Origin of the sequence: Sphaerisporangium sp. NPDC049002 (assembly GCF_040649355.1) — a bacterium.
Lineage (GTDB): Bacteria > Actinomycetota > Actinomycetes > Streptosporangiales > Streptosporangiaceae > Sphaerisporangium.
Genome location: NZ_JBEZFH010000044.1, coordinates 16,203 through 40,490, shown reverse-complemented (window position 1 = coordinate 40,490; position 24,288 = coordinate 16,203). Strand labels below are relative to the sequence as shown.

At 69.2% G+C, this 24,288-nt stretch carries 24 protein-coding genes and 2 pseudogenes; 15 read left to right on the top strand and 11 right to left on the bottom strand.

Going from position 1 to position 24,288, the window contains the following annotated elements; translation table 11 throughout:
• The first annotated feature begins 156 nt into the window (after window positions 1–156).
• Genes AB0B89_RS12325 through AB0B89_RS12315 form a run of 3 tightly spaced genes read left to right on the top strand, consistent with a single transcriptional unit; the run spans window position 157 to window position 4,998 of the window.
• Entirely contained in the window at window positions 157–2,466 is a 2,310-nt protein-coding gene (locus tag AB0B89_RS12325; RefSeq protein WP_358551490.1) for a transglycosylase domain-containing protein, read from the top strand.
• A 12-nt stretch (window positions 2,467–2,478) separates the two neighbouring features.
• A complete protein-coding gene (locus AB0B89_RS12320) occupies window positions 2,479–3,816 on the top strand; it encodes a glycosyltransferase 87 family protein (protein WP_358551488.1) in 1,338 nt (445 codons plus the stop codon).
• A gap of 54 nt (window positions 3,817–3,870) precedes the next feature.
• The gene (locus AB0B89_RS12315) at window positions 3,871–4,998 is read left to right on the top strand and encodes a mannosyltransferase family protein (protein WP_358551486.1); all 1,128 of its coding nucleotides are present in this window, start codon (window positions 3,871–3,873) and stop codon (window positions 4,996–4,998) included.
• A 69-nt stretch (window positions 4,999–5,067) separates the two neighbouring features.
• On the opposite strand, the gene AB0B89_RS12310 is transcribed toward AB0B89_RS12315, so the two are convergent.
• Window positions 5,068–5,823 carry a deoxyribonuclease IV gene (locus tag AB0B89_RS12310; protein ID WP_358551484.1) on the bottom strand — a complete coding sequence of 252 codons (756 nt, stop codon included), beginning with the start codon at window positions 5,821–5,823 and terminating at the stop codon, window positions 5,068–5,070.
• Window positions 5,824–5,922: 99 nt separating this feature from the next.
• Here AB0B89_RS12310 and AB0B89_RS12305 point away from each other — a divergent pair, with 99 nt between their 5' ends.
• Window positions 5,923–6,105, top strand: a complete 183-nt coding sequence (locus AB0B89_RS12305; RefSeq protein ID WP_358551482.1) for a hypothetical protein — start codon at window positions 5,923–5,925, stop codon at window positions 6,103–6,105.
• A gap of 102 nt (window positions 6,106–6,207) precedes the next feature.
• Here the strand turns inward: AB0B89_RS12305 and AB0B89_RS12300 are convergent, their stop codons facing one another.
• A complete protein-coding gene (locus tag AB0B89_RS12300; RefSeq protein WP_358551480.1) occupies window positions 6,208–6,519 on the bottom strand; it encodes a hypothetical protein in 312 nt (103 codons plus the stop codon).
• A 228-nt stretch (window positions 6,520–6,747) separates the two neighbouring features.
• Here AB0B89_RS12300 and rpsF point away from each other — a divergent pair, with 228 nt between their 5' ends.
• From rpsF to AB0B89_RS12265, 7 genes are all read left to right on the top strand, one after another.
• On the top strand, window positions 6,748–7,038 hold the full coding sequence (rpsF, locus tag AB0B89_RS12295) for a 30S ribosomal protein S6 (protein WP_358551478.1): 291 nt from the start codon (window positions 6,748–6,750) through the stop codon (window positions 7,036–7,038).
• A 101-nt stretch (window positions 7,039–7,139) separates the two neighbouring features.
• Window positions 7,140–7,688, top strand: a complete 549-nt coding sequence (locus tag AB0B89_RS12290) for a single-stranded DNA-binding protein (RefSeq protein ID WP_358551476.1) — start codon at window positions 7,140–7,142, stop codon at window positions 7,686–7,688.
• A 72-nt stretch (window positions 7,689–7,760) separates the two neighbouring features.
• The gene (gene rpsR, locus AB0B89_RS12285; protein WP_061256131.1) at window positions 7,761–7,997 is read left to right on the top strand and encodes a 30S ribosomal protein S18; all 237 of its coding nucleotides are present in this window, start codon (window positions 7,761–7,763) and stop codon (window positions 7,995–7,997) included.
• Between the two features lie 14 nt (window positions 7,998–8,011).
• Window positions 8,012–8,458: a 50S ribosomal protein L9 gene (gene rplI / locus AB0B89_RS12280; RefSeq protein ID WP_358551474.1), complete on the top strand. Its 447-nt coding sequence runs from the start codon at window positions 8,012–8,014 to the stop codon at window positions 8,456–8,458.
• 172 nt (window positions 8,459–8,630) lie between these two features.
• Window positions 8,631–9,506 carry an ABC transporter substrate-binding protein gene (locus AB0B89_RS12275; RefSeq protein ID WP_358551473.1) on the top strand — a complete coding sequence of 292 codons (876 nt, stop codon included), beginning with the start codon at window positions 8,631–8,633 and terminating at the stop codon, window positions 9,504–9,506.
• Window positions 9,503–10,402 carry an amino acid ABC transporter permease gene (locus AB0B89_RS12270; protein WP_358551471.1) on the top strand — a complete coding sequence of 300 codons (900 nt, stop codon included), beginning with the start codon at window positions 9,503–9,505 and terminating at the stop codon, window positions 10,400–10,402. The genes AB0B89_RS12275 and AB0B89_RS12270 overlap by 4 nt, the downstream gene beginning before the upstream one ends.
• Window positions 10,399–11,145: an amino acid ABC transporter ATP-binding protein gene (locus AB0B89_RS12265; protein ID WP_358551469.1), complete on the top strand. Its 747-nt coding sequence runs from the start codon at window positions 10,399–10,401 to the stop codon at window positions 11,143–11,145. Before AB0B89_RS12270 ends, AB0B89_RS12265 begins: the two co-directional genes overlap by 4 nt.
• Window positions 11,146–11,215: 70 nt before the next feature.
• Here the strand turns inward: AB0B89_RS12265 and AB0B89_RS12260 are convergent, their stop codons facing one another.
• Window positions 11,216–12,526, bottom strand: a complete 1,311-nt coding sequence (locus AB0B89_RS12260; protein ID WP_358551467.1) for an MATE family efflux transporter — start codon at window positions 12,524–12,526, stop codon at window positions 11,216–11,218.
• A gap of 303 nt (window positions 12,527–12,829) precedes the next feature.
• Between AB0B89_RS12260 and dnaB the strand changes: the two genes are divergently transcribed.
• Window positions 12,830–14,185 (top strand): replicative DNA helicase, encoded by a 1,356-nt coding sequence (gene dnaB / locus AB0B89_RS12255; protein ID WP_358551465.1) that lies wholly within the window; start codon window positions 12,830–12,832, stop codon window positions 14,183–14,185.
• 47 nt (window positions 14,186–14,232) lie between these two features.
• Here dnaB and AB0B89_RS12250 read toward each other — a convergent pair whose 3' ends face one another.
• From AB0B89_RS12250 to AB0B89_RS12225, 6 genes and pseudogenes are all read right to left on the bottom strand, one after another.
• Window positions 14,233–14,979 carry a phosphodiesterase gene (locus AB0B89_RS12250; protein ID WP_358551463.1) on the bottom strand — a complete coding sequence of 249 codons (747 nt, stop codon included), beginning with the start codon at window positions 14,977–14,979 and terminating at the stop codon, window positions 14,233–14,235.
• A 70-nt stretch (window positions 14,980–15,049) separates the two neighbouring features.
• Complete coding sequence (locus AB0B89_RS12245; RefSeq protein ID WP_358551461.1) at window positions 15,050–15,856, bottom strand: helix-turn-helix transcriptional regulator; 807 nt, start codon at window positions 15,854–15,856, stop codon at window positions 15,050–15,052.
• Window positions 15,857–16,021: 165 nt separating this feature from the next.
• Window positions 16,022–16,477 (bottom strand): annotated as a pseudogene (locus tag AB0B89_RS12240) (SDR family oxidoreductase); the annotation flags it as partial.
• A gap of 13 nt (window positions 16,478–16,490) precedes the next feature.
• Window positions 16,491–16,757, bottom strand: a pseudogene (locus AB0B89_RS12235) (helix-turn-helix domain-containing protein); the annotation flags it as partial.
• Window positions 16,758–16,845: 88 nt separating this feature from the next.
• Window positions 16,846–17,631 carry an ABC transporter permease gene (locus AB0B89_RS12230; protein ID WP_358551459.1) on the bottom strand — a complete coding sequence of 262 codons (786 nt, stop codon included), beginning with the start codon at window positions 17,629–17,631 and terminating at the stop codon, window positions 16,846–16,848.
• Window positions 17,632–17,641: 10 nt separating this feature from the next.
• Window positions 17,642–18,553: an ABC transporter ATP-binding protein gene (locus AB0B89_RS12225; protein ID WP_358551457.1), complete on the bottom strand. Its 912-nt coding sequence runs from the start codon at window positions 18,551–18,553 to the stop codon at window positions 17,642–17,644.
• Window positions 18,554–18,685: 132 nt separating this feature from the next.
• On the opposite strand from AB0B89_RS12225, the gene AB0B89_RS12220 reads away from it, so the two are divergent.
• The 3 genes from AB0B89_RS12220 to dnaN all read left to right on the top strand — a co-directional run bounded on the left by AB0B89_RS12220 (window position 18,686) and on the right by dnaN (window position 22,024).
• On the top strand, window positions 18,686–20,185 hold the full coding sequence (locus AB0B89_RS12220) for a histidine kinase (RefSeq protein WP_358551455.1): 1,500 nt from the start codon (window positions 18,686–18,688) through the stop codon (window positions 20,183–20,185).
• Window positions 20,176–20,829 carry a response regulator transcription factor gene (locus tag AB0B89_RS12215; protein WP_358551453.1) on the top strand — a complete coding sequence of 218 codons (654 nt, stop codon included), beginning with the start codon at window positions 20,176–20,178 and terminating at the stop codon, window positions 20,827–20,829. The genes AB0B89_RS12220 and AB0B89_RS12215 overlap by 10 nt, the downstream gene beginning before the upstream one ends.
• A gap of 100 nt (window positions 20,830–20,929) precedes the next feature.
• Window positions 20,930–22,024 carry a DNA polymerase III subunit beta gene (gene dnaN / locus AB0B89_RS12210; protein ID WP_358551451.1) on the top strand — a complete coding sequence of 365 codons (1,095 nt, stop codon included), beginning with the start codon at window positions 20,930–20,932 and terminating at the stop codon, window positions 22,022–22,024.
• 21 nt (window positions 22,025–22,045) lie between these two features.
• On the opposite strand, the gene AB0B89_RS12205 is transcribed toward dnaN, so the two are convergent.
• The gene (locus tag AB0B89_RS12205) at window positions 22,046–22,735 is read right to left on the bottom strand and encodes an FCD domain-containing protein (protein WP_358551449.1); all 690 of its coding nucleotides are present in this window, start codon (window positions 22,733–22,735) and stop codon (window positions 22,046–22,048) included.
• Window positions 22,736–22,838: 103 nt separating this feature from the next.
• Window positions 22,839–24,176, bottom strand: coding sequence for a helix-turn-helix transcriptional regulator (locus tag AB0B89_RS12200; protein ID WP_358551447.1), 1,338 nt, complete (start codon window positions 24,174–24,176; stop codon window positions 22,839–22,841).
• Between the last annotated feature and the right edge of the window lie 112 nt (window positions 24,177–24,288).

The following is a 24,288-nucleotide window of genomic DNA, read 5'->3' as shown; positions in this document are numbered from 1 at the left end:
CCAACGCGGCCCGAACCGTCTTGGCCTCCTCCAGCTCCACGACGGGCAGCGAGGCCCCGGTGAGCCACCGCAGCGCCGCGGCCTGATCAGCATCGGCAGTTGCCTCCGCCCGGCCAGGGCGCGCCACGGCGCGAGGTCTCCGGCTCGGAGACCGTCGTGAGCCGTGACATGGGCGGCAGGCGAAGCCGCAGGTCGCCCGGCGGTCCCGGGCCGGGTGCGCCCGGTGGCAGGGGTCCGGGCGACGGGCCTCCCGGTGAGGGCCCGGGCAGGCGGCGGCAGAGGGACGACGAGCCGCCCGGCCGTACGGGCTGGAGGCGGTTCGTCCCCAACTGGAAGATCGTGATGGTCGGCTTCGCCGTCCTCGCGGCCGGCGTCTTCGGCATGATCGCCGTCGCGTACGCCAACACTCCGCTGCCGAGCGAGAACGACGCCCAGAAGGCCGCCACCGCCCAGGCCAGCACCTTTCTCTATTCGGACGGCTCGACGATGGCCCGCCTGGGCACCGAGCGCAAGGCCGTCAAGCTCGCGGACGTGCCGAAGTACGTGCAGGACGCGGTGGTCGCGGCCGAGAACGACACGTTCTGGACCGACCCCGGCATCTCCCTGTCCGGCATCGCGCGGTCGGCCTGGAGCACCGCGACCGGAACGCAGCTGCAGGGCGCGTCCACGATCACCCAGCAGATGGCGAGGAACTACTTCAACGGCCTCAGCCAGGAGGTGGCGATCAAGAGGAAGGTCAAGGAGATCTTCATCGCGATCAAGCTGGACAAGGACTGGGACAAGGAGAAGGTGCTTGAGTACTACCTGAACACCGTCCCCTTCGGCCGCAACACCTACGGCATCGAGGCCGCCGCCCAGAAGTTCTTCGGTCATGGCGTCAAGAAACTGACAAAGGCCGAGGGCGCCTACCTCGCCGGACGCATCCAGCAGCCGGGCAACTTCGACATCGCCGAGGAAAAGAAGAACTACTCCGGCACCCAGTTCCGCTTCAACTACGTCCTCGGGCAGATGGCGAAGCTCAACCCCAAGGAGTACGGGGCCTTTCCGACGACGCTGAAGTTCCCGACGCCGAAGCCCCGCAGGGATTCCTCGGCGTTCGGCAAGCTGCGCGGCTACATGCTGACCCAGGTGCTCAGCGAGCTTGAGTCCAAGGGGCTGCCGCGGTCCGAGATCGAGACCGGTGGCTACAAGATCTACACGACCTTCGACAAGAACCTCATGCTCGCCGCGAAGAAGGCCGTCGTCCAGACCACCGCGGGGCTCCCGAAGGAGGTCCACACCGGACTCGCCGCCGTCGACCCGCGCAACGGCCGGGTGATCGCCTTCTACGGCGGCAACGACTACCTCGGCAAGCATCCCGACCAGTTCAACGAGGCGTTCCAGGCCCGCAAGCAGGCGGCGTCGGCGTTCAAGCCGTACGTGCTGGCGGCGTGGCTGGAGGCGGGCCACAGCCTGAAGAGCTACGTGAGCGGCAAGCAGCCGCTCAAGCTCGAAGGCACGACGCCGATCTTCAACGGTCACGCGACGCCGGCCTCGATGGACATCGTCTACGCCACGCAGCACTCCATCAACACGGCCTACGGCCAGATGGGCGCCGAGGTCGGGCTGGACGCCGTCAAGCGGATCGCCGAGGACGCGGGCCTGAGCAAGGACAGCCTCGACAAGGACGTCAACGACCACCGGTTCCTGTTCTCCATCGGCAGCGCCGGTGTGACCCCGGTTGAGCAGGCGGGCGGCTACTCGATCTTCGCCAACGCCGGCAAGCACTACCCGACCCACACGGTCATCAAGGTGATCGGTCCCGACAAGATCGAGGTCATCACCGAGGACAAGACGCCGAAGCAGGTCATCTCCGAGGAAGTGGCCGCGGACGCGATCGTCGCCCTGCGGTCCGTGGTGAAGGGCGGCACCGGTACGGCCGCGGCCCTGTCCGACCGTCCGGTCGCGGGCAAGACCGGTACGAACAATGACAACAAGGAAGCGTGGTTCGTCGGCTTCACCCCGCAGCTCTCCTCGGCGGTCGGCATGTACAAGGAAGACCGCAAGACCGGCGCCGAGCTGTCGCTGGGCAACAACTTCGACGGAGGCACCGTCCCCGCGCGCGTGTGGCGGGCCTTCATGGCCGAGGCCATGAAGGGCCAGAAGGCCGAGGAGTTCCCCCCGCCGACGAACATCGGCTCGCCGCTCGACCTCGCGCCCAAGCCGGTTCCGACGCCCACCCCCACACCGACCGACGAGGGGTTCCCGGACGACAACGGCTGGCCGGACGACAACGGCGGCGGGGACAACGGCGGCGGCGACAACGGCGGCGGCTGCCTTCCCTGGGACGACGCCTGCAACAACGGAGGCGGCGACCCGATCAACCAGGGCGACGCCCCGGGCGGCACCTCGACCACGCCGTCACCGCCCGCCCCCTCACCGTCGCCCACAGGCGGGCGCCGGTCGACGCCCGCGCCCACCCGGTGATCGGATAACGCCATGAGCCGATCGACGTACGTCCCCGGTCCCGCCGCCCCCGTGGCCCGTGCCGTGCTGCCCCTGGTTCCCCTCGGGCTGCTCGCGGCCCTCGGGGCCGTGCTCGCGTACGCCTGGAAGGCGCCCTGCCGGTTCGGCGGGGCGTGGAACGACGGCACCCAGCAGTTCCTCAACTTCTGCTACACCGACATCTATCCACTGTGGTGGAACGAGAAGCTCGACCAGGGGCTCGCGCCGTACTTCGGCCACGACGTGGAGTACCCCGTCGGCATCGGCTCCCTGATGTGGGTCATCCAGAAGATCGTGTCCGGGCTGAACGAGCCGGGGGTCTGGTTCTACGACCTCACCGTGCTCGTCATGGCGGCTTCGCTGATCGTGGGCGTCCTGGTCATGGCGTCGCTGGCCGGGATGCAGGGCCGTCCCTGGGACGCCGCCTGGTACGCGCTCGCGCCCGCGCTCATCCTCACGGCGTTCATCAACTGGGACCTGCTGTGCGGAGCCCTCAGCCTCGGGGCCTTCCTCGCGTGGTCGAGGAACAGGCACTTCCTGGCCGGGGTGCTGCTGGGCCTGGCGATCGCCACGAAGTTCTACCCGCTCGTCCTGTTCGGCCCGCTGTTCCTGCTGGCGCTGCGCACCCGCAGGTTCCAGGCCTTCCTCTGGACGCTCGGCGGCACCGTGATCGCGTGGGCGGCCGTGAACCTGCCATTCATGCTTCTCGCGTTCAAGGGCTGGAAGAGGTTCTACGCCTTCAGCAGCGAGCGCGGAGCCGACTGGGGATCGGTCTGGTACTTCTTCCAGACGAAGCAGTGGCCGGTCCTCGGGGATCCGAGCCGCATCGACATGCTCGGCATCGCGTCGTTCGGCGTGTTGTGCCTGGCCATCGCCGTGCTGGCCCTGACCTCGCGCACCCGGCCGAGGCTGATGCAGCTGTGCTTCCTGGTCCTCGCCGCCTTCATGGTGACCAACAAGGTGTGGTCCCCGCAGTACGTGCTGTGGCTGGTGCCGTTCGCGGTGCTGGCGCGGCCGAACTGGAAGCCCCTCCTGCTCTGGCAGGTGGCCGAGTGCTGGTACTTCTTCGCGATCTGGCTCTACCTCGTCGGCATCCAGCCCGGCAACGAGGCTCTCGGGATCAGCGACGGCACGTACTTCACCGGGGTCTGGGGCCGGGTGGCCACGATCGCGATCATGGCGGCGTTCGTGGTCAGGGACATCCTGCGGCCCGAGCACGACGTGATCCGGCGGGGCGGCGTGGACGACCCGATCGGCGGCGTCTTCGACGGGGCCGAGGACCGCTTCGTCCTGCGGGTGGCTCCGCGCGCGGTCGAGGACCGGCCCGCGTGAGCTCGGCCTGAGGTCCTGATCGAAAGTCCAGGATGACCCTCTATTCTCCTTCCTGTGCAGACCTCCCTCCAGGAGACCGTTTCCCGGGTGCCCTCCGGGCGCCGGTCCGACGGCGACGCGCTGGTTCTGTGGCTGGGTTCGCGCCTGGGGATCGTCGTCGCGGCGACGGTGGGAGCGAGCGTGCTGGCGGGGGACAAGCTCCTCACGCCGTTCCTGGACCGCTGGCAGCACTGGGACGCCAAGCTTCTCGTGGACATCGCGAAGTACGGCTATGACGGGAACCCCGCCACCGACCCCGACGCCGGGCTGCCCGCCTTCTTCCCCGGGATGCCCCTCGCCCTGCGCCTGGTCCATGTGATCGTGCCCGACTGGTCGCTCGCCGGCCTGCTCATCTCGTTCGTCGCGGGGCTGGTCGCGATGACGGCGCTGGCGAGGCTCGGCGAGTTAGAGGGCCCCGAGGGCGCCGGCTGGCGGGCCGTACTGGCGCTCCTGCTCTGCCCGACGGCGGTCTTCCTGTTCGCCGGGTACACCGAGTCGCTCTTCCTGGCCTTCGCGGTGCCCGCCTGGCTCTACGCGCGACGCCAGAACTGGATGGCGGCGGGCCTGCTCGCCGCCGGGGCCTCATGTGTGCGTATCACCGGGCTGTTCCTCGCCCTGGCCCTCATCGTGGAGTTCGTCATGCGCCGGGGCCGGGCCGGCAAGGCCGCGTGGCTGCTGGTCCCGTTCCTGCCGCTCGTGCTCTACTCCGCCTACCAGCACGGACGTACGGGCGACTGGCTCGCCTGGCAGCACGCCCAGGAGGCCGGCTGGGGACGGCAGATGGTGTGGCCGTGGCAGTCGTTCTGGACGACCTGGCAGATGGCCGCGGGCGACGGCCAGTTCGTCTGGGCGTTCCGCATGGAGATCGCCGGCGCGCTCGTGGGGTTCGCCGTGGTGATCTGGCTGCTCCTCGCGCGGCGGTGGAGCGAGCTGGTCTACGTCGGCCTCCAGCTCGGCGCGCTCGTCTTCTCCGCGTACTACCTGTCGATCCCGCGTGCCCTGCTGCTGTGGTGGCCGCTGTGGGTCATGCTCGGGCAGGCCTCCGCGCGGCGGCGGCCCGTGCTCATGCTGTACGCGCTGGTCGCGGGGCCGCTCATGGTGCTCAACACCATGACCTTCATCAGCGGGGCATGGGCAGGCTGAGGCGCTGGGCCGCAGCCTGTACCCACTTTCCCGGTGGAGTAATCCGGGGACTTATCCACAGGCTGTGGATCAAAGGTGATCGCGAAGGAAGGCGATGTCGGCCGCCTGGCCTTCGCCCGGGGTCTCCACCACGATCGGAGCCCCGGCCGCGCGGCACACGCTGAGGATCAGCTCGGGGTCGATCTGGCCGCTGCCCAGGTTGGCGTGCCGGTCGGCTCCCGAGTCGAAGGCGTCCCGCGAGTCGTTGCAGTGCACCAGGTCGATGCGGCCGGTGATTGCCTTGACGCGGTCGACCACGTCGGCGAGTTCCTCGCCGCCGGCGTGGGCGTGGCAGGTGTCCAGGCAGAAGCCCACGTCGAAGCCGTCGAGCGCCTCCCACAAGCGGGCCACGCGCTCAAGCTTGCGCGCCATCGCGTTGCCACCGCCCGCGGTGTTCTCGATGAGCACCGGGATGGGGGTGTCGAGCCGCTCGAACACCTTCCGCCAGTTGTCGAAGCCGAGCTGGGGGTCGTCGTCCTTGCCGACGTGGCCGCCGTGCACGATCAGGCCCTTGGCGCCGATGGAGGCCGCGGCCTCCAACTGGCTGGCGAGGAGCTTGCGGCTCGGGATCCGGATGCGGTTGTTCGCGGTCGCGACGTTGATCACGTACGGGGCGTGGACGTAGACGTCGACCTCCGACGCCTTGAGGGCGTCGGCGGCGGCCGGGACGACCGGCCCCTTCCACCCCTGGGGGTCACCGAGGAAGAACTGCACGACCTCGGCCTTTCGCGCCGTGGCGTGGGCCAGTGGGTCGTCTTGGTCGACGTGAGCTCCGATACGCACCATGGGACGAGCGTAGCCGTTTCAAGAACCGGCCCAGGGGCAGGTGGAGCGCCGGGTTGGTACGCCCAGAAACCCGCGTACCGTGAGACATAGGAGACGACTGTGGCCTATCGCCGCCGCGGAATCAGCCTGTTAGGCCTGATCTACATCCTCATCGGCATCTACGTTGCCTGGGTCCACGACTACATCACGCCCAGCCTGCTCAAGAAGGTCGCCCAAGCCCTTCTCGCGGTCTTCCTCTGGTTCCTCATCCTGCTCGGCGTCGATCTTCATATCGGAGGCTGACATAGCTTCCGCCCACCTGCCACGCCGACGGGGGCGCCTCGGGGGGCGCCCCCGTCGTTCGCGTCTCTGGCGAATTGGCCATCGCCCGTTACGTTGTGACCGTCAGGGGATGAACCCGCCGTGGTAGATGCCCGTCGCCACGCCGACGAACGACATGACGATGGCGACGATGTTGACCGAGCGCTCAGCGGTCGTGGCCGAGACGTACTGTGAGTACATCCCGACGACGAACCCCACCAGTCCGGCCCACGACGCGATCATGTGGGCGCTGACGACGAACCCGCTGACGAACGCCACCAGACCGCAGGCGAACGCGACCATGGTCAACATGTTCTCGCGGGTGTGCTTCCTGCCGTCGGTGTTGAGCGTGAGGCGGAAGGGCTCGCTCTCGGTCGGGCCAGGGGCTTGTGGCATGGCGGCCACCTCCTCTCTTCCCTCCGTGACGTTCCCCTTACAGGCGGCGGACAATCGCGGCGGGGCAGTCGGCCGGTCCTGGTAGACTTCTGGGGCCGCGTTTGTTATGCGTGTGTTATCGACCGCGCTTAGTCGCTCCGCCACCGAAGGCGGCACGAGAACGTCGGCGTCCTCCTGTCACGGCATGGTGTCGTGACCGCAAAAGTCCAGAGGAGGTTGGAAGTCCGCATGCGTCGTTACGAACTGATGGTCATCCTTGACCCGTCCCTCGATGAGCGCACGGTGACTCCCTCGCTCGACCAGTTCCTCACGGTCGTCCGCAATGACGGCGGCACCGTGGAGAAGGTCGACGTATGGGGTCGTCGCCGGCTGGCCTACGACATCATCAAGAAGTCCGAGGGCATCTACGCCGTCGTCGACCTCACGGCCGAGCCGGCCACGGTCAAGGAGCTCGACCGGCAGCTCAACCTGAACGAGGGCATCCTGCGTACCAAGGTGCTGCGTCCCGACATGCACTGAGCGGCTTCGGGTCATGCCGAAGCCCGGCTTTTGTCGGGCGGTAGCCGTACTCTGAGGCCCAACAGGCTGCGCAGATTCACGCAGGAAGGCGAAAGCGACCGATGGCAGCAGGCGACACAACGATCACCATCGTCGGCAACCTTGTCGACGACCCGGAGCTGCGTTTCACCCCCTCGGGGCAGGCCGTGGCCCGGTTCCGCATCGCATCCACTCCGCGGTTCATGGACAAACAGACCAACGAGTGGAAGGACGGCGAGAGCCTCTTCCTGACCTGCAACGTGTGGCGCCAGGCGGCCGAGAACGTCGCCGAGAGCCTCCAGCGCGGCATGCGGGTCATCGTTCAGGGGCGGCTGCGCCAGCGGTCGTACGAAACGAAGGAAGGCGAGAAGCGCACCGTTTACGAGGTCGAGGCCGACGAGGTCGGTCCGTCCCTTCGTAACGCCACGTGCAAGGTCAACAAGACCGCCCGTCAGGGCGGTGGCGGTGGCGGGTTCGGCGGCGGAGCCGACGACCCGTGGGCCTCGGCCACTCCGGCACCTCCGGGTGGCGGTGGCTACGGTGGCGGCGGCGGCGGTGGTGGCTACAACCAGGGTGGCGGCTTCGGCGGCTCCCACGGTGGCGGCGACCTCAGCGACGAACCGCCTTTCTGATCAGAAGTTCAATCCCAGTAACCGATCGACCATTCCCGCAACGTGCGGGGCTCTCTTAGGAGGAGCACCACGATGGCGAAGCCGGCACTGCGCAAGCCGAAGAAAAAGGTTTGCCTGTTCTGCCATGACAAGATCTCCTACGTCGACTACAAGGACACGGCGCTGCTTCGGAAGTTCATCTCCGACCGCGGCAAGATCCGTGCCCGCCGGGTGACGGGCAACTGCACCCAGCACCAGCGTGACGTGGCGACCGCGATCAAGAATGCCCGTGAGATGGCCTTGCTGCCGTACACGAGCACCGCGCGCTGACAGGAGGCGGAGACATGAAGCTCATTCTCACCAACGAGGTCTCGGGCCTCGGCGCCCCCGGTGACATCGTCGAGGTCAAGGACGGCTACGGCCGCAACTACCTGATCCCGCGCGGGTTCGCCATGCGCTGGACCCGTGGCGGCGAGAAGCAGATCGAGTCGATCAAGAAGGCGCGCGACGCCCGCGAGATCCGTGACCTCGGCACCGCCAAGGAGGTCGCCGGCAGGCTCGGCTCCCTCCGGGTGACGCTGAAGACCCGGGCGGGCGAGTCCGGCCGCCTGTTCGGCTCGGTGACGACCGGTGACATCGCCGACGCGGTCAAGGCCGCCGGCGGTCCGCTGCTCGACCGTCGCCGCATCGAGATCACGAACGCGATCAAGAGCGTCGGCTCCCACCGCGTCTCGGTCCGGCTGCACCCCGAGGTCGCGGCCAACCTTGACGTCGAGGTCGTCGGCAACTGAGCGACCCGCTCGTGAAGTGAATGGAGGGCCCCTTCCCGATCCGGGGAGGGGCCCTTCGCCGTCGCATGGGAGGGTGGGATTCCACCGGCGATAGGGCTGTATGTGGTAATGCGTCGTACCGGATATCCTGAGCGACGAATTCCCTCGGTTACACCCCCTTCTGGAGGCCTGAATGCTCCGTCCCTCGATGCTGCTGGCGCTCGGCGCCCTCGCGACGGTGGCGGTGGCATGCGCTCCGGCCTCCGACACCTCCTCGCCGTCGGGTACGACCACCGCCGCCCCCTCGGCGTCCGAGTCCTGCGCCAAGGACCAGCTCAAGCTGCTCAAGCCGGGCACCCTGACCGTCGGCACCGACAAGCCCGCCTATGAGCCGTGGTTCAAGGACGACAAGCCGGCGAACGGCCAGGGGTTCGAAAGTGCCGTCGCCTACGCGGTGGCGAGCAAGCTGGGCTTCGCGACCAGTGAGGTGACCTGGTCGGTCGCCCCCTTCAACTCGGCCTTCGCCCCCGGCCAGAAGCAGTTCGACTTCGACGTCAACCAGGTGTCCATCACCCCGGCACGGGCCAAGGCGGTCGACTTCAGCGACGGCTACTACACCGTCAAGCAGGCCGCCGTCACGCTGGACAGCTCGAAGTTCGCCTCGGCCACCTCGCTCGCCGACCTCAAGGACGCCAAGATCGGCGTCCAGGTCGGCACCACGTCCCTTCAGGCCGTGAAGGACGTCATCAAGCCCGGCGCCGAGCCGAACGTCTACAACGAGCAGATCGACGCGGTGACCGCCCTGAAGAACAAGCAGGTGGACGCCCTGGTGGTCGACCTGCCCACCGCGTTCTACGTCACCGCCGCGCAGGTCGACGGCTCGAAGATCGTCGGTCAGTTCGGCAGCGGCTCCGGTACGCCCGAGCAGTTCGGCCTGGTCTTCCAGAAGGGCAGCCCGCTGGTGAGCTGCGTGAACAAGGCGATCGGGGAGCTCACCTCCTCCGGCGAACTGGCGAAGATCGAGTCCCAGTGGCTCGGGTCCGCGGCCGGTGCGCCGGAACTGCGGTGAACGACCCGTCCATCGAACCCGGCGGGACCTCGACAGCCGAAGATCCAGCCGCCTCGACGGCGGGATGGGCCAAGAGCGAACGCCAGCGCGAGCGTGAACGGCTCCGCCGCCGCATGGACCTGCGGTCGAGCTCAGTCGCGACCGTCTCCACGATCGTGTTCTTCGTGCTGGTGATCTGGCTGGTCACCGCCTCCCCGGGCTGGCCCAGGGTCAAGGAGACGTTCTTCGACCTCGGGCAGTTCACCGACGCGTTCCCCGACGTGCTCCGGGGGTTCCTGCTCAACATCAAGATCTTCCTGATCGCTGAGCCGCTGATCCTCATCGTGGGCCTCGTGGTCGCGCTCGTACGCAACCTGCACGCGCCGGTGTTCTTCCCGCTGAGATCCCTCGCGGTGCTGTACACCGACGTGTTCCGCGGGGTGCCGACGATCCTGGTCATCTACCTGGTCGGCTTCGGGCTGCCCGCGCTGCGGTTGCAGGGCATGCCGTCCGACTTCGCCACCTTGGGAGTCATCGCGCTGACGCTTTCGTACGGCGCGTACGTCGCCGAGGTGTTCCGGTCGGGCATCGAATCCGTGCATCCCAGCCAGCGCGCCGCCGCGCGCTCGCTCGGGCTCACCCACGGCCAGACGATGCGGTTCGTGGTCCTGCCCCAGGCCGTACGCCGCGTCGTGCCGCCGCTGCTCAACGACTTCGTGTCGTTGCAGAAGGACACCGCCCTGGTCGCGACGATCGGGCCGCTGGAGGCGCTGCGCCAGGCGCAGATCCACGCGGCCGAGACCTTCAACTACACCCCTTACCTCGCGGCGGCGCTGCTGTTCATCCTGCTGACGATCCCGATGGCCCGTTTCACCGACTACCTGTCGGCCCGTTCCCAAAGGCGGCGAGGCATGTGAGCGGCCTGCTGGAGATCGAGGGCGTCTGGAAGCATTACCACCGGCACAGCGTGCTGCGCGGCATCGACCTGTCGGTGGACTCCCACGAGGTGGTCTGCCTGATCGGCGCCTCGGGGTCGGGCAAGTCGACCCTGCTGCGCTGCGTCAACCTGCTCGAAACAGTGGACGACGGTGCGATCAGGCTCGACGGCACCGAGATCACCGACGTTCGGGCGAACCCGGACGATGTGCGCAAGCGCATCGGCATGGTCTTCCAGTCGTACAACCTGTTCCCCTACATGACCGTGCTGGACAACATCACGCTCGCGCCGAGGAAGGTGCACGGCGTGGGGCGGGCGCAGGCCGAGGAGCAGGCCCGTGAGCTGCTCTCCCGGTTCGGCCTGGACGGCAGGGCCGCGGCCTACCCCGACCGGCTGTCCGGCGGCCAGCAGCAGCGGGTGGCGATCATCAGGGCGCTGGCCACCCGTCCCCGCCTGCTCCTGCTCGACGAGGTGACCTCGGCCCTCGATCCGGCGCTGGTCGCCGAGGTGCTGGAGATCATCCGTGAGCTCAAGGAGTCCGGCATGACGATGATCCTCGCCACCCACGAGATGGGCTTCGCACGCGACATCGCCGACAAGGTGTGCTTCCTTTCCGAAGGGGTCCTGCTGGAGCAGGGCACGGCCGAGCAGATCTTCACCGATCCCCGGGAGCCCCGCACCAGGGAGTTTCTCCGCCGGGTGCTCGGCGCCCGCCGCATATGACCAGACCGGCGGCGTACGGGCGGTGCGCGCCGGGCTCGGCGGGCCGGTCGGCATCGGCCCGTCAGGCCGGTCAGCCGCCGGTGACCAGCCACGCACGGCCGTACGCGCGCAGCCCGAGGGTGACCGCCCGGGCCGCCATCCAGGCGACGAACGCCATCCACAGTGCCACGAGGCCGCCGCCGAGGTGGACCACGCCGAAGGCCGCCGGGAGGTAGACGATCGTCGTGAGGGAGGAGGCCCAGGCGAGGTAGCGCCGGTCGCCCGCTCCGATCAGCACGCCGTCGAGGACGAACACCACCCCGGCCAGGGGCTGGAGCAGCGCGACGATCCACAGGACCGCCACGAGCTCGGCGCTCACGTCGGGGTCCGCGCCGAACAGGTGCGGGATGGCCGGCCGAAGGACGATGATCACGAGCCCGAGGAACACCCCGTACCCGATGCCCCAGGCCACCATGGTCCGCGTGGCGGCACGCGTCTGGCGGACGTCCCCGGCGCCGAGGGCGCGCCCGGTGATCGCCTGACCCGCGATCGCGATGGCGTCGAGGGCGAACGCGAGCAGCGACCAGATCTGCGTCGCGATCGAGTGCGCGGCGAGCTGGGCGATCCCCATGCGCGTGGCGACGGCCGTCGCGAGGATCAGCACCAGGCGCAGGCAGACCGTGCGGATCAGCAGCGCGATCCCCGCCGTGCCCGAGTCCCTGATGCCCGCGAGGTGCGGCTCCAGCGAGACGCGGTGCTCGCGGGCCGCCCTGGCCGCGACGAGCAGGTAGACGACCGCCCCGAGCCCCTGGGCGAGGACGGTGCCCCAGGCGGACCCCGCGATGCCCCAGTGGAGGACGAGCACGAACACTGCGTTCAGCACCGCGTTGAGCGTGAACGAGCCGATGGCGACGGCCAGCGGGGTCACGGTGTCCTGGAGCCCGCGCAGGATGCCCGTACCGGCCAGGACGATGAGCATGGGCGGGGTGCCCAGCAGGCTGATCCGCAGGTAGGTGACCGCCTGGCCGGCCACGCCGGGGGAGGCGCCGAACAGCTCGACGATCCACGGCGCGAGCGGCCAGCACGTCGCGATCAGCGCCAGGCCGATGGCGGTGGCCAGCCAGAGTCCGTCGATGCCCTGCTTGACCGCCCGCGCGAGGTTCCCGGCGCCCACCTGCCTCGCCACCGCCGCGGTGGTGCCGTATGCCAGGAAGACGCAGACGTTCACCAGGGTGGTCAGGGCGGTGCCGGCGATGCCGAGCGCCCCGAGCGAGGTCGTGCCGAGACGGCCGACGATCGCGTAGTCCACGAGGATGAAGAGTGGCTCGGCCACCAGCGCGCCGAAGGCCGGAACGGCGAGCCTGAGGATCTCCCGGCTCCCGACGTGGGGGGTAAGAGTCACTTGTCCATCTTGCCCCTTACGTCGCCGTGCTCGGGACGGGGGCGGGCGACTGTCCACGTGTCGCGCCAAGTTTCTTTTCTCCACAGCTCGTGGATATCGTTTTCCCTGCTCAATAGGGGTTCTGTGGTTATGCACATCGGTTATCCACAGGGTTGTCCCCAGCGCGCCCACACCTCATGACGAGAACTGCACACGTTATCCACAACCTTGTCGACAGGACGCGTTGCCGGTTCCTTCAGAACCGGCGAAACTGTCACCCCGGCTACTTCGGGGGTGGCACGGGAGTTCGAAGGAGGCGGCCAGTTGAGCAGTGAAGTGGTCCCCGCCTTCGACGCCCCGTTCGAGCGCACGCCCCCCAGCAACATCGAGGCCGAGCAGTCGGTGCTCGGCGGCATGCTGCTGTCCAAGGACGCCATCGCCGACGTCGTCGAGGTGCTGCGCTCCGACGACTTCTACCGGCCCGCCCACCAGATCATCTACGACGCCATCCTCGACCTGTACGGGCGCGGCGAACCGGCGGACGCGGTGACGATCTTCGGCGAGCTGTCCAAGCGCGGTGAGATCGCGCGCGTGGGCGGCGGCGCCTATGTCCACACCCTGACCGCCGTCGTGCCCACGGCGGCGAACGCCGGTTACTACGCCAAGATCGTGCGGGAGCAGGCGATCCTGCGGCGGCTCATCGAGGCCGGCACCCGCATCGTCGCCTACGGGTACGGCGGGCAGAACGAAGAGGTCGACGAGCTGGTCGACCGGGCCCAGGCCGAGATCTACGCGGTCACCGAGCGCCGCACCAGCGAGGACTACCGCCCGCTGTCGGAGATCATGCCGGGCGCGCTCGACGAGATCGAGGCCATCGGCAGCCGCAGCGGCCAGATGGTCGGCGTCCCGACCGGTTTCCAGGACCTCGACGCCCTGATGAACGGCCTCCACCCCGGCCAAATGATCGTCGTGGCCGCCCGTCCCGCCATCGGCAAGTCGACCCTGGGGCTCGATTTCGCCAGATCTGCCGCTATCAAGAACCATATGGCGACAGTCGTGTTCTCTCTGGAAATGTCCCGGAACGAGATCACGATGCGCCTGCTGTCGGCCGAGGCGCGGGTGGCTCTGCACACCATGCGCTCCGGCACCATGAACGACGACGACTGGACCCGCCTCGCGCGCCGCATGAGCGAGGTCGCCGAAGCACCCCTCTTCATCGACGACTCGCCCAACATGTCGATGATGGAGATCCGTGCCAAGTGCCGCCGCCTCAAGCAGCGTCACGACCTGCGCTTCGTCATCGTCGACTACCTCCAGCTGATGAGCTCCCCGAAGAAGACCGAGAGCCGCCAGCAGGAGGTCTCCGAGATCTCCCGTGCCCTCAAGCTCCTCGCCAAGGAGCTGGAGGTGCCCGTCATCGCGATCTCCCAGCTCAACCGAGGCCCCGAGCAGCGCACCGACAAGCGCCCCCAGGTGTCCGACCTGCGCGAATCAGGGTCGATTGAGCAGGATGCCGATGTTGTGATCCTCCTCCACAGGGAGGACGCCTACGAGCGCGAGTCGCCGCGCGCCGGCGAGGCCGACCTCATCGTGGCCAAGCACCGTAACGGCCCCACCGCCACGGTCACGGTCGCCTTCCAGGGTCACTACAGCCGCTTCGTCGACATGGCGCCCCACTGAGCCTGCGGTTGTTGGTCAGGGCGAAGGCGCGATCTGTGTCACCGGGTTCAGGGCAGGACCACGCGGGCGTGGGAGGTCAGGCGCCCGTCGCCGGTCAGTACGTGCAGCGCGAAACCGGGAGGCAGGTCGAAGTCGACCGGCGGCCACGCCGTGGACTCCTGCGGGAGCAGCCCCGTCGAGGCCACGCCCGGCGCGACGTACACCGGGAGGCCGGCGAAGGTGGTCGCGGCGGCGCTGTGGACGTGCCCGACCAGGAGGCCAACGACCTGGGGATGCGCGTGGAGCACCGCCTCCAGGCGCTCGGGCTCCTTGAGCCCGATGTCGTCGACGTAGGGGATGCCGACCGGCAATGGCTGGTGGTGCATGCCAACGAGGACCGGCGTGCCGGACGACTCCAGGACCTCGGCGAGCCACCGCAGGGTCTCGTCGTCGAGGTAACCGTCGTCGCGGCCGGGGATGCTGGAGTCGCACAGGGCGATCGTCGCGCCGCCGGCGCGGAGCACCTGGTTGACGGGCGCGCCGGTGTCGCCGGGCTCGCCGAGCAGCACCTTGCGGAACTCCGGCCTGCTGTCGTGGTTACCCGGGCAGATGATCGTCGGGTAGGGGAACCGCAGCAGTTCGCGGGCGATCTCGTACTCCTCGACGGTCCCGTGGTCGGCGATGTCACCGGTCACCAGCACGGCGTCGATCGGCCCGGGAAGGCCGGAAAGGTGACGTACGACCCGCTCCACGCGCTCGGCACTCCGCGGGGAACCGTCGATGTGGACATCGCTGACATGGGCGATCGTGATCATGCCTTCAGGTTCTCACAGGGATGGGAATGATGGCAGGTCCACAACGGCCGCTAATCCGATCGCGAGTGGCTCACCGCTCACCGATGGTCGACCTGAGAATCTCGGCGGTCGTACGGTCGGCGGGGAAGAAGGACTCGATGGCCAGTTCGGCGACCGTGATGTCCAGCGGGGTGCCGAACGTCGCGATCGTGCTGAAGAACGCGAGCTCGCGCCCTTCGTGACGGAAGCGGAGCGGCACCACGATCTCACCGGGGCCGGGAATCTCCACGTCGGGCTCCGGCTGGTCGCAGGGGTACGAGCAGAGCTCCTCGTAGAGCGCCTCCAACTGCGGATCGGCGGTCAGCGCAAGCTGGCGCCGGAGCCGTCCGAGCAGGTGACCCCGCCACTCGCCGAGGTTGACGATGTGCGGCGCCATGCCCTCGGGGTGCAGGCTGGCCCGCAGCACGTTGGCGGGCGCCGCCAGCAGGTCGGGCGACACGGGCCCGGTGAACAGCGAAAGGCTCACGTTGGCGTCGACGAGGTTCCAGCGCCCGTCCACCACAACCGCCGGATAGGGCTCGTGACCGGTGAGGACCTGCCTCAGGGCCGTACGCACGGCCGTCATCCGCGGCGCGTCCAGCGTGGTCTCGGAGTACACGGGGGCGAACCCGGCGGCGAGCAGCAGGTGGTTGCGCTCGCGGAGCGAAAGGTCGAGCTCCTCCGACAGGTGAAGGACCATGTCGCGGCTCGGGTTCGACCGCCCGGTCTCCAGGAAGCTCAGGTGGCGGGTCGAGATGTCGGCCTGGATGGCCAGGTCGAGTTGGCTGAGCCTGCGATGCTCACGCCACTGGCGGAGGAGCTCGCCTACGGGTCGCTGGGAGCGCGCCGTGGTCGTCATGCTGTGAGGCTATTCGGTCACCTCACCACCTGCGATTACGTGCCAGGTAACCGGAGGCGTTCGCGAGTCGTCGGCCGTGATGACGTGCCGGGTGACCGGAGGCGTTCGCGGGTCGTCGGCCGTGATGACGTGCGAGGTGACCGGAGCCGTTCAGAGACCGACGTGTCAGGCGGTCGAGCCTCCGTCGACGACCAGGTCGTTGCCCACCGCGAAGCCCGCCTCGTCCGACGCCAGCCAGAGCACGCTCGCGGTGATCTCATCCAGTGTGCCGACCCGCCCGATCGGGATCTGCAGCTTCATACGGGCGTCGCGGTCGGCCTCGGTCTCACCGGGACGCGTCGACATCGGGGTGTCGTGCGGGCCGGGGCTCACCACGTTGATCCGGATACCCTCGCCGATGTACTCCAGCGCGGCCGTGCGGGTCAGGGCGGCCACCGCCGCCTTGGACGCGGCGTACGCTCCGAGGCCGGGGATCCTCTTGTGGGCGCCGATCTGCGAGGCAACGTTCACGATCACACCGCCGCCGCCCTCGCGCATGGCGGCGATCTCGTGCTTCATCGACAGGAAGACGCCGGTCACGTTGGCGTCGAGCGTGCGCGACCACTTTGTCTTGAAACGGTCAAGATAAGACTTACTCCACCAGCGCCCGTACGGCGGGCAGCGCGGGACCGGGCTGGGAGAGGATCTCGATGGGCGAGGGGCTGCGCGTCTCGATGTAGCGAGCCAGTGCCTTCATGTAGAGGTCGTGCTTGCCGCCGAAGGTCGCGTACAGGCTGGCCCGTCCGACCCCCAGCCGCTCCACGAGATCGGCCACGGAGGTCGCCTCGTACCCGCGCTCCCAGAACAGCTCCAGGGCCGCCTGGAGCGCCGCGTCCGGATCGAACTCCTTCGACCTCGCCATGCACGCAACCGTATCAAGAACGATCGGTCAAATAGAATACCGGGGTACGGCGCCCCCGCGTGGGCCGTACCCCGGTGGAGGGCGAGGGTCACTCCCAGCGGAACGCTCGCGCCGCGAACAGGCCGGCCCCCAGCATCCAGGCGGCGAGGACGACCAGGTGAAGCACCTGCGGGGACGTGCCGGCCCACGTGTCGCGCAGGGCCTGGCCGAACGCGCCCGTCGGGGTGAAGTCGCTGAGCCCGCGCAGGACCTCGGGCATCAGCTCGCGGGGAAGCCACATCCCCGCGAGGAAGAGCAGGGGGAACATCACGATCGCCCCGATCCCGCCGGCGGCGCGGCTGTTCGGCACCACGGCCGCGATGGACAGGCCCAGGGCGAACATGGCGCACACCCCGAGCAGGAAGACCAGGACGAACCACGGGAGCTCGGCGGGCACGTGCGTGCCGAGGACCAGATGCCCGAAGAGGATCATCAAGAAGGTCGCCACGACCGTCGTCAGCAGGTTGAGCAGCAACTGGGCGGCCAGCAGCGAGCCCGGGGAGGCCGGGGTGATGGACAGGCGGCGCAGGACCCCGCGCTCCCGGTACACCGCGAGCACCGTCGGGATCACGCTGAAGGCCGAGGTCACCACCGACAGCAGGATCATCATGGCGGGCAGTTGGGTGTCCACCACCCGCTCGCCGCCGAGCGCGGGATCTGGGTCGCGGAAGCCGGGGATGGCGCTGCCGAGCACGAGCAGGAGCGCGAGGGGAAGCAGGAGCGCGAAGAACGCGGTGAGAGGTTCTCGCAGGTAGAGCTTCGTCTCCGTCAGGGCGAGCTTGCGAAGGCTCGTCCCCCTGCGGGTGGTGCCGGCGCGGATGGCAGTGGTCCGCATGGAGGTCCTCCTAGGACGCGTCGGTGGCCGGGTGGCCGGTGAGGGCGAGGAAGGCGTCGTCCAGCGTGGCGCGTTCCATCTGGAGCCCGGCGGGGACGATCTGGTTGGCCGCGAGGGCCGTGGTCACGGGGAGAAGGAGGTTCTCCGCCCCGGTCACCGTGACGCCCTCGCCGTCCCTGGTGACACCGGTCACTTCGGGGACCGACCTGAGGACGCGTTCGGCTTCGGGCGGGGCACGGAAGCTGATCCGTTGCCCCCCGTCCACCCGCGCGATCAGCCCCGCCGGTGAGTCGATCGCCGCCACGCGGCCCTCGTCGATCACGGCGATCCGGTCGCAGAGCCGCTCGGCCTCCTCCATGAAGTGGGTGACCAGGACGATCGTGACGCCGCGGGACCTGACCAGCTCGATGAGGTCCCAGGTCTCCCGCCGCGCCTGCGGGTCGAGGCCCGTGGTGAGCTCGTCCAGGATCGCCACGCGCGGGGCGCCGACGAGCGCCAGGGCGATCGACAGCCGTTGCCTCTGCCCACCGGAGAGCTTGGCGAACGCCGTGTCCCGCTTCTGGCCGAGGCCGACCTCCTCCATCAGCTCCCGCCAGTCCGCGGGCCGCTCGTAGAAGGAGGCGTAGAGGTCGAGCGCCTCCCACACCCTGAGCTTGTCCGGGAGTGAGCAGTCCTGGAGCTGCACTCCAACCCGTTGCCGCAGCTCGGCGCGGTCGTGGCGGGGATCGAGACCCGTGACGGCGACCGTGCCGCCGTCGGGCGTGCGGAGCCCGGAGACGCACTCGACCGTCGTGGTCTTCCCCGCGCCGTTGCGCCCGACCACGCCGAAGATCTCGCCTTCCTCCACGGCGAACGACACGTCGTCGACCGCGACCTGCTTGCCGTACAGCTTGCGCAGCTTGGTGATCTCGATGATTCCCATGCCGACGACGTTAGGAATCGCGGTGTGCCGGCGGAATGCGCCTGCGGCCCGAACGGGGGTGTACTTAGGTACACCTCAACCGGGTGCCCACGGCCACTTCGAACTACCGGCCCGTTGAAGCAGACTGGGCGCATGGTCCTCAAGACGATGGTCGGTTTCGGTCGCGGCCTGGCGCTCGTCACGCTGGCCGTCACGAACCTCGTCATGCTCGCGGTCTCCGCGGTCGTGCTGGTGCTGTGCTTCGGACTCGGGATGATCTTCCTGTTCCCGGCCACGGTTCGCATGGTCCGCGGACGGGCGCGCCAGGCGCGCCAGATCGCCGGCGCGTGGTCGGGGGTGGAGATCGACGCCCCCTACAGCCCCGCTCCGCCTCCGCCCCAGCCCCAGCGGGACGGCTGGTACCGCGAGGGGCGGCAGCTCTACCGCACGTCCCTGGTCCCGTCCTTCAACAGGACCTGGAACTGGATGACCAAGGACCCCGCCACCTGGCGCGACTTCGCCTGGCTGCTCGCCGAGCCGCCGGTCGGCGGCCTGCTGGCCGCGTCGCCCCTGATCATGGTGGGGTGCGGCGTCGCCCTGGTGCGGGTGTGGCAGCCCGTTGAGGTGCTCGCCGGGGTCGTCCTCGCCATCGCGGGGGTGCTCGTGGCCCCGAGGATCGCCCGCGTCCACGGTCTGTGGACACGGCTGCTGCTGGCCCCCACGAAGAAGGCCCGCCTGGCCAACGAGGTGCGGCACCTCACGCAGGTGCACACCGAGGCCGTCGACTCGCAGGCCGCCGAGCTGCGGCGCATCGAGCGCGACCTGCACGACGGGGCCCAGGCCCGCCTGGTGGCCATCGGCATGACCCTCGGCGCGGCCGAGGAGCTGGTGGACTCCGATCCGACGGCCGCGAAAGCCCTTATCGCCAAGGTCAGGGAGGCCTCGGCCGCCTCGCTGATCGAGCTGCGTCAGCTCGTACGCGGCATCCACCCGCCGGTCCTCGCCGAGCGCGGCCTCGGCGACGCCGTACGGGCGCTCGCCCTCGACAGTCCCCTCAAGGTCACGGTCAGCGTCGAGCTGCCCGTACGTCCCGAGGCGCCCGTCGAGTCGGCCGCGTACTTCGTCATCACCGAGCTGCTCGCGAACGCCAGCAGGCACGGAGACGCCAGGAACGTCGCGGTCGACATCAGCCACCGCCGTTCCGCCCTGCGCGTCACCGTCACCGATGACGGGCACGGCGGAGCCGACCCCTCGCGCGGCAGCGGCCTGCGTGGCATCGAGCGGCGGCTGTCCGCGTTCGACGGCGTCCTCGCCCTGAACAGCCCGCCAGGGGGACCGACCGTGGCCACCGTGGAGCTTCCGCGCGCGTTCCCGGCGGACGCCGTCCGCCGATCGACGCTGCCGGTGTGGAAGCAGAGGCTGCTGGCCGTCTGCTGGGGGCTGTTCTGGCTGCCGCTGTTCCCCCAGGGCCTGGCGGCCATGTTCTCCAAGATCTTCGGGTCGGATGTGCGGAGCTGGTTCCTCGCGCTCTACCTGCCCGAACCGTTCCAGTGGCCGGTCATCCTCGGCATGATCGCTCTGGGTGTGGCCATGGTTTCCTTCGCGGTCATGACCACCAAGCAGATGAAGGAGCGAGAAGGCTCGTGCGTGTAGTCCTGGCCGAGGATCTCTACCTGCTGCGCGACGGCCTGGTCCGTCTCCTCCAGGCGCACGGGTTCGAGATCGTCGCGGCGGTCGAGTCGGGGCCCGAGCTGCTCAGGGCGCTGCTCGACGAGCGTCCCGAGGTGGCGGTGGTCGACGTACGGCTGCCGCCCACCTTCACCGACGAGGGACTCCAGGCGGCGCTCACGGCCCGCCGGGCGATCCCCGGGCTGCCGGTGCTGGTCCTGTCGCAGCACGTGGAGCAGCTCTACGCCAGGGAGCTGCTCGCCGACGGCACCGGGGGCGTGGGCTACCTGCTCAAGGACCGCGTCTTCAACTCCGGGCAGTTCGTCGACGCGGTGCGCCGGGTGGCGTCCGGGGGCACGGCCATGGATCCCGACGTGATCGCCAAGCTGCTGGCCAGCAACGCCCGCCACGAGCCGCTGGGCAAGCTCACCCCGCGCGAGCGCGAGGTGCTGGAGCTGATGGCAGAGGGTCGCTCGAACGCCGCCATCGCCCAGCGGCTGTACCTGAGCGAGAGCGCCGTGAGCAAGCACACCGCGAACATCTTCGCCAAGCTCGACCTCGCCGTCTCCGACGACGACAACCGCCGCGTGCTCGCCGTGCTCACGTATCTCAACGGCACCCGAGGCTGACGGATCCTTCGGTCCAGGCTCGCTGGTTCCCGGGCCGCCAAATGTCCGACCCAGGCGCTACCTTTCTGGGAACGAGACGTTTCGAAGGGGATGGATCAGGGTGAAGTTCCAGGTGAACCGCGATGTCCTGGCCGACGCGGTGGCGTGGAGTGCCCGCACGCTGCCGGGCCGCCCCGCCTTGCCGGTGCTGTCCGGCATCCTGCTGGAGGCGCTCGACGACAGTCTCTCGCTCTCGGTCTTCGACTACGACGTGTCCGCCCGCGCCTTGATCGAGGCCGACGTCGCCGAGCCGGGCAAGGTGCTCATCCCGGGGCGGGTGCTCGCCGAGATCACCAAGAGCCTGCCCGCCGAGCCGGTCCAGATCGTCACCTCCGGGTCCGAGGCGGTGCTGACCTGCGGCGGTGCCGAGTTCGGCCTGCTCACCATGCCTGTGGAGGATTTCCCGACCCTTCCGGCCATGCCACCGAAGGCCGGCGCGGTGGGAGGGGGCGTCTTCGCCTCGGCGGTCGGCCAGGTGGCCGTCGCCGCGAGCCGCGACGACACGCTTCCCATGCTCACGGGCATCCGGGTCGACATCGACGGCGTGAACGTCTCCGTGGCGGCCACCGACCGCTACCGCATCGCCGCCCGCGACTTCCTCTGGAACCCCGAGCGTCAGGGGCACACGGCCGCCGTGATGGTCCCCGCGAGGGTGATGGTCGAGGTGGCGCGCTCGCTGCGCGCGGGAGAGGTGTCGATCGGGCTCGGCGACGGCATCGCCGGCTTCGAGTGCGCGGGCCGCGTCACGACGGTGCGCCTGCTGGACGACCAGTTCATCGACTACCGCGCGCGCCTCGTCGACGACTGGTCGATCCGGGCGGGCGTCAAGGTCGTCCCGTTCGTCGAGGCCATCAAGCGCGTGGCGCTGGTCGCCGAGCGCAACACCGCCATCCGGCTGTCGTTCACCCAGGGCCAGGTGCTGGTCCAGGCGGGCGGCGGCGACATCGGCCGGGGGGCCGAGGCGGTCGAGGCCGAGCTCGAAGGCGACGACATCCAGATCGCCTTCCAGCCCCACTATCTGCTCGACGGGCTCTCCGGCGTCGAGAGCGAGAAGGCACGCGTCAACATGGCGTCGCCGACCCGCCCGGTGCTGATCACCGACGACGAGGGCGACCCCACGTTCCGCTACCTGGTGATGTCCCTGCGACTGGCTTGAGGGCCGCCCAGGCCGAGCGTGTCAGTCCAGGAGCGCGGGAGTGTCGGTGAGGGCGATCGCGATGTGCTCCATGCAGGCGTGGCCGGCGCGCTCGGCGGCGGCCGCGTCGCCGGAGGCGATCGCACGGGCGATGGAGTCGTGGGGGATGTGGCCGTTCTCCAGCGGAGCCCCCGCGGCGGCGATGCTCGCGCGCAGCGCGGCCGAGAAGTCCTTGTAAAGCTCGATCAGCACGCGGTTGTGCGTGGCCTCGACGACCGCGATGTGGAAGGCGAGGTCGGCCTCCACGAAGGCGTCGACCTCGGCCTCCACCCAGGCCTGCTCCCGGCGGGCGAGCGCCGCCTCGATGAGCTCGATGTCCCCCTCAGTGCGCCGGACGGCCGCGAGCTTGGCGGCCTCGACCTCCAGCGCCCGTCGCACCTCCAGGATCTCCAGGTGCTCGGCCGTGCGCAGGCGCCTGGCCATGGCTCCGGAGAGCTCGCTGGTGGCACGCACGTACGTGCCGTCGCCCTGGCGGCACTCCAGCAGACCGGCGTGGGTGAGGGCGCGGACCGCCTCGCGCACGGTGTTACGACCGACGCCGAGTTGCTCCGCGAGCACCGTCTCCGTAGGGATCTTGGCATGCAGGTGCCATGATCCGGAGGTGATCTGCTCCTTGAGCTGCTCGATCACCTGGTCGACGAGGGAAGCCCGCTGCGCCGTACGCAGACTCACAGTCTGCCTCCTCCGGGAAACCAATCATCCTACGAGTCAATGATTGGTCGACCTTAATTATTCCGGTGTCTCCGCGCCAAATCCGGAGCTCCGGCGAGGAGGCCTACCGTGCGAAAACCGCGGATGTCACGGCACCGGCGACGGTCGACCTGACACCGACCGCTTCGAGTGCCCTACGATACGCGCCCGTCTGCTGCTCCCGGTTACCGGCCTTCCCCCATAGGTCACCCAGCTCGCGCCAGACGCCCGCGATCTCCCGGTCGCGGACCGTTCCCGCCGCCGGCGCCGCCGACAGAAGGGCTCCGGCACGCTCCAGGTTCGTCTTGACGGAGCCATCGGACCGTGCCAAACCGACTTCGGCCAGCACCAGGTGCGCGGACGCCGCGAGGGTTCCGGGAGCGCCGGAGAGCAGCTCCAGGGCCTTCGAGGCGAGGTCTTCCGCGCGACGGGTGTCGCCCGACCTGAGCTGGACGCGCGCCAGCGCGATCAGGCTCCGCGAGTGCTCCACGGACTCGGCCGGGAGAACGGAGAAGACCTGGGTCGCGCGGGAGACGAGCTCGTCGACCTGCCCGAGGTCGCCACCAGGGCGGGACGCGGAGATCTCGGCCCAGCGCATGGCGATGCGAGCCATCTGGGCGGCTATCCTCGCGGGCCTGCCCGCGGAGAGGGCGTCGTCGGCGAACTGCACCGCGAGCGCCGAATCCTCGCCCTCGGCGGCCGAGACACTGGCCTGCCAGAGCGAGAGGATCTCCGTGGTGCGGTCGGCCGGGACGGGCACGCCGGCGTCGGCGAGCACCTGCTCGACGTACGGCAGCCCGATCTCGGCGTCGGCCAGCGCCGCGGCGAGGTCGACGGCGACCTCCCCATGGAAAAGTGACAGTTGTGTGACCTGGTCCAGCGCCCTGGTACCCAGATCGCGGGCGCGCATCACGTCGCCGGCGCGCTGGTAGCACCGGCACAGTGCCACGGTGAGCGGCACGTCGGCCAGGCGCTCGGGGTGCGCGGCGGCCTCGCGGCGCAGGCGCTCGTACGCCTCCACCGCGCGCCCGATGCGACCCTGAGCCTCCAGGGCACGCGCACGCCCAAGGCGGGCATGCGCGGCGAGGAGCGCGTTGTCCTCACCCGCGGCCTTGACGATGTCACCGAAGCGGTCGGCGGCGATGGCCGCGTCCCCGTGGTAAAGCTCCAGCTCTGCGTGACGCAGCCCGAGCTCGGTGTCGATGCGCTGGCGCGGCTCGATCCCGTGGAGGAGAAACTCGGTGGTGCATCCTAGGCGTTCCGCGAGCAGGCGGGCGACCACCGGCGTCGGCGTTCGCTTGCCGGACTCGATGAGAGAGACATAACTGTCGGAGAGGTCGGGTCCAGCCAGCTGGGCCTGAGACATTCTCCTGCTCAGACGCAGCCCGCGGACGCGGTCACCGATGGTTCCCTGACTCGGCATGTGATCTCTTAGGGCGGGGATATGGTCAATGGTTCCGCCATGATGGCACGAAGCAGCCGAATCGGGTATACCCACGTCAAGAATCCCGAGGGGAAGTCTGTCTCACCCCTCG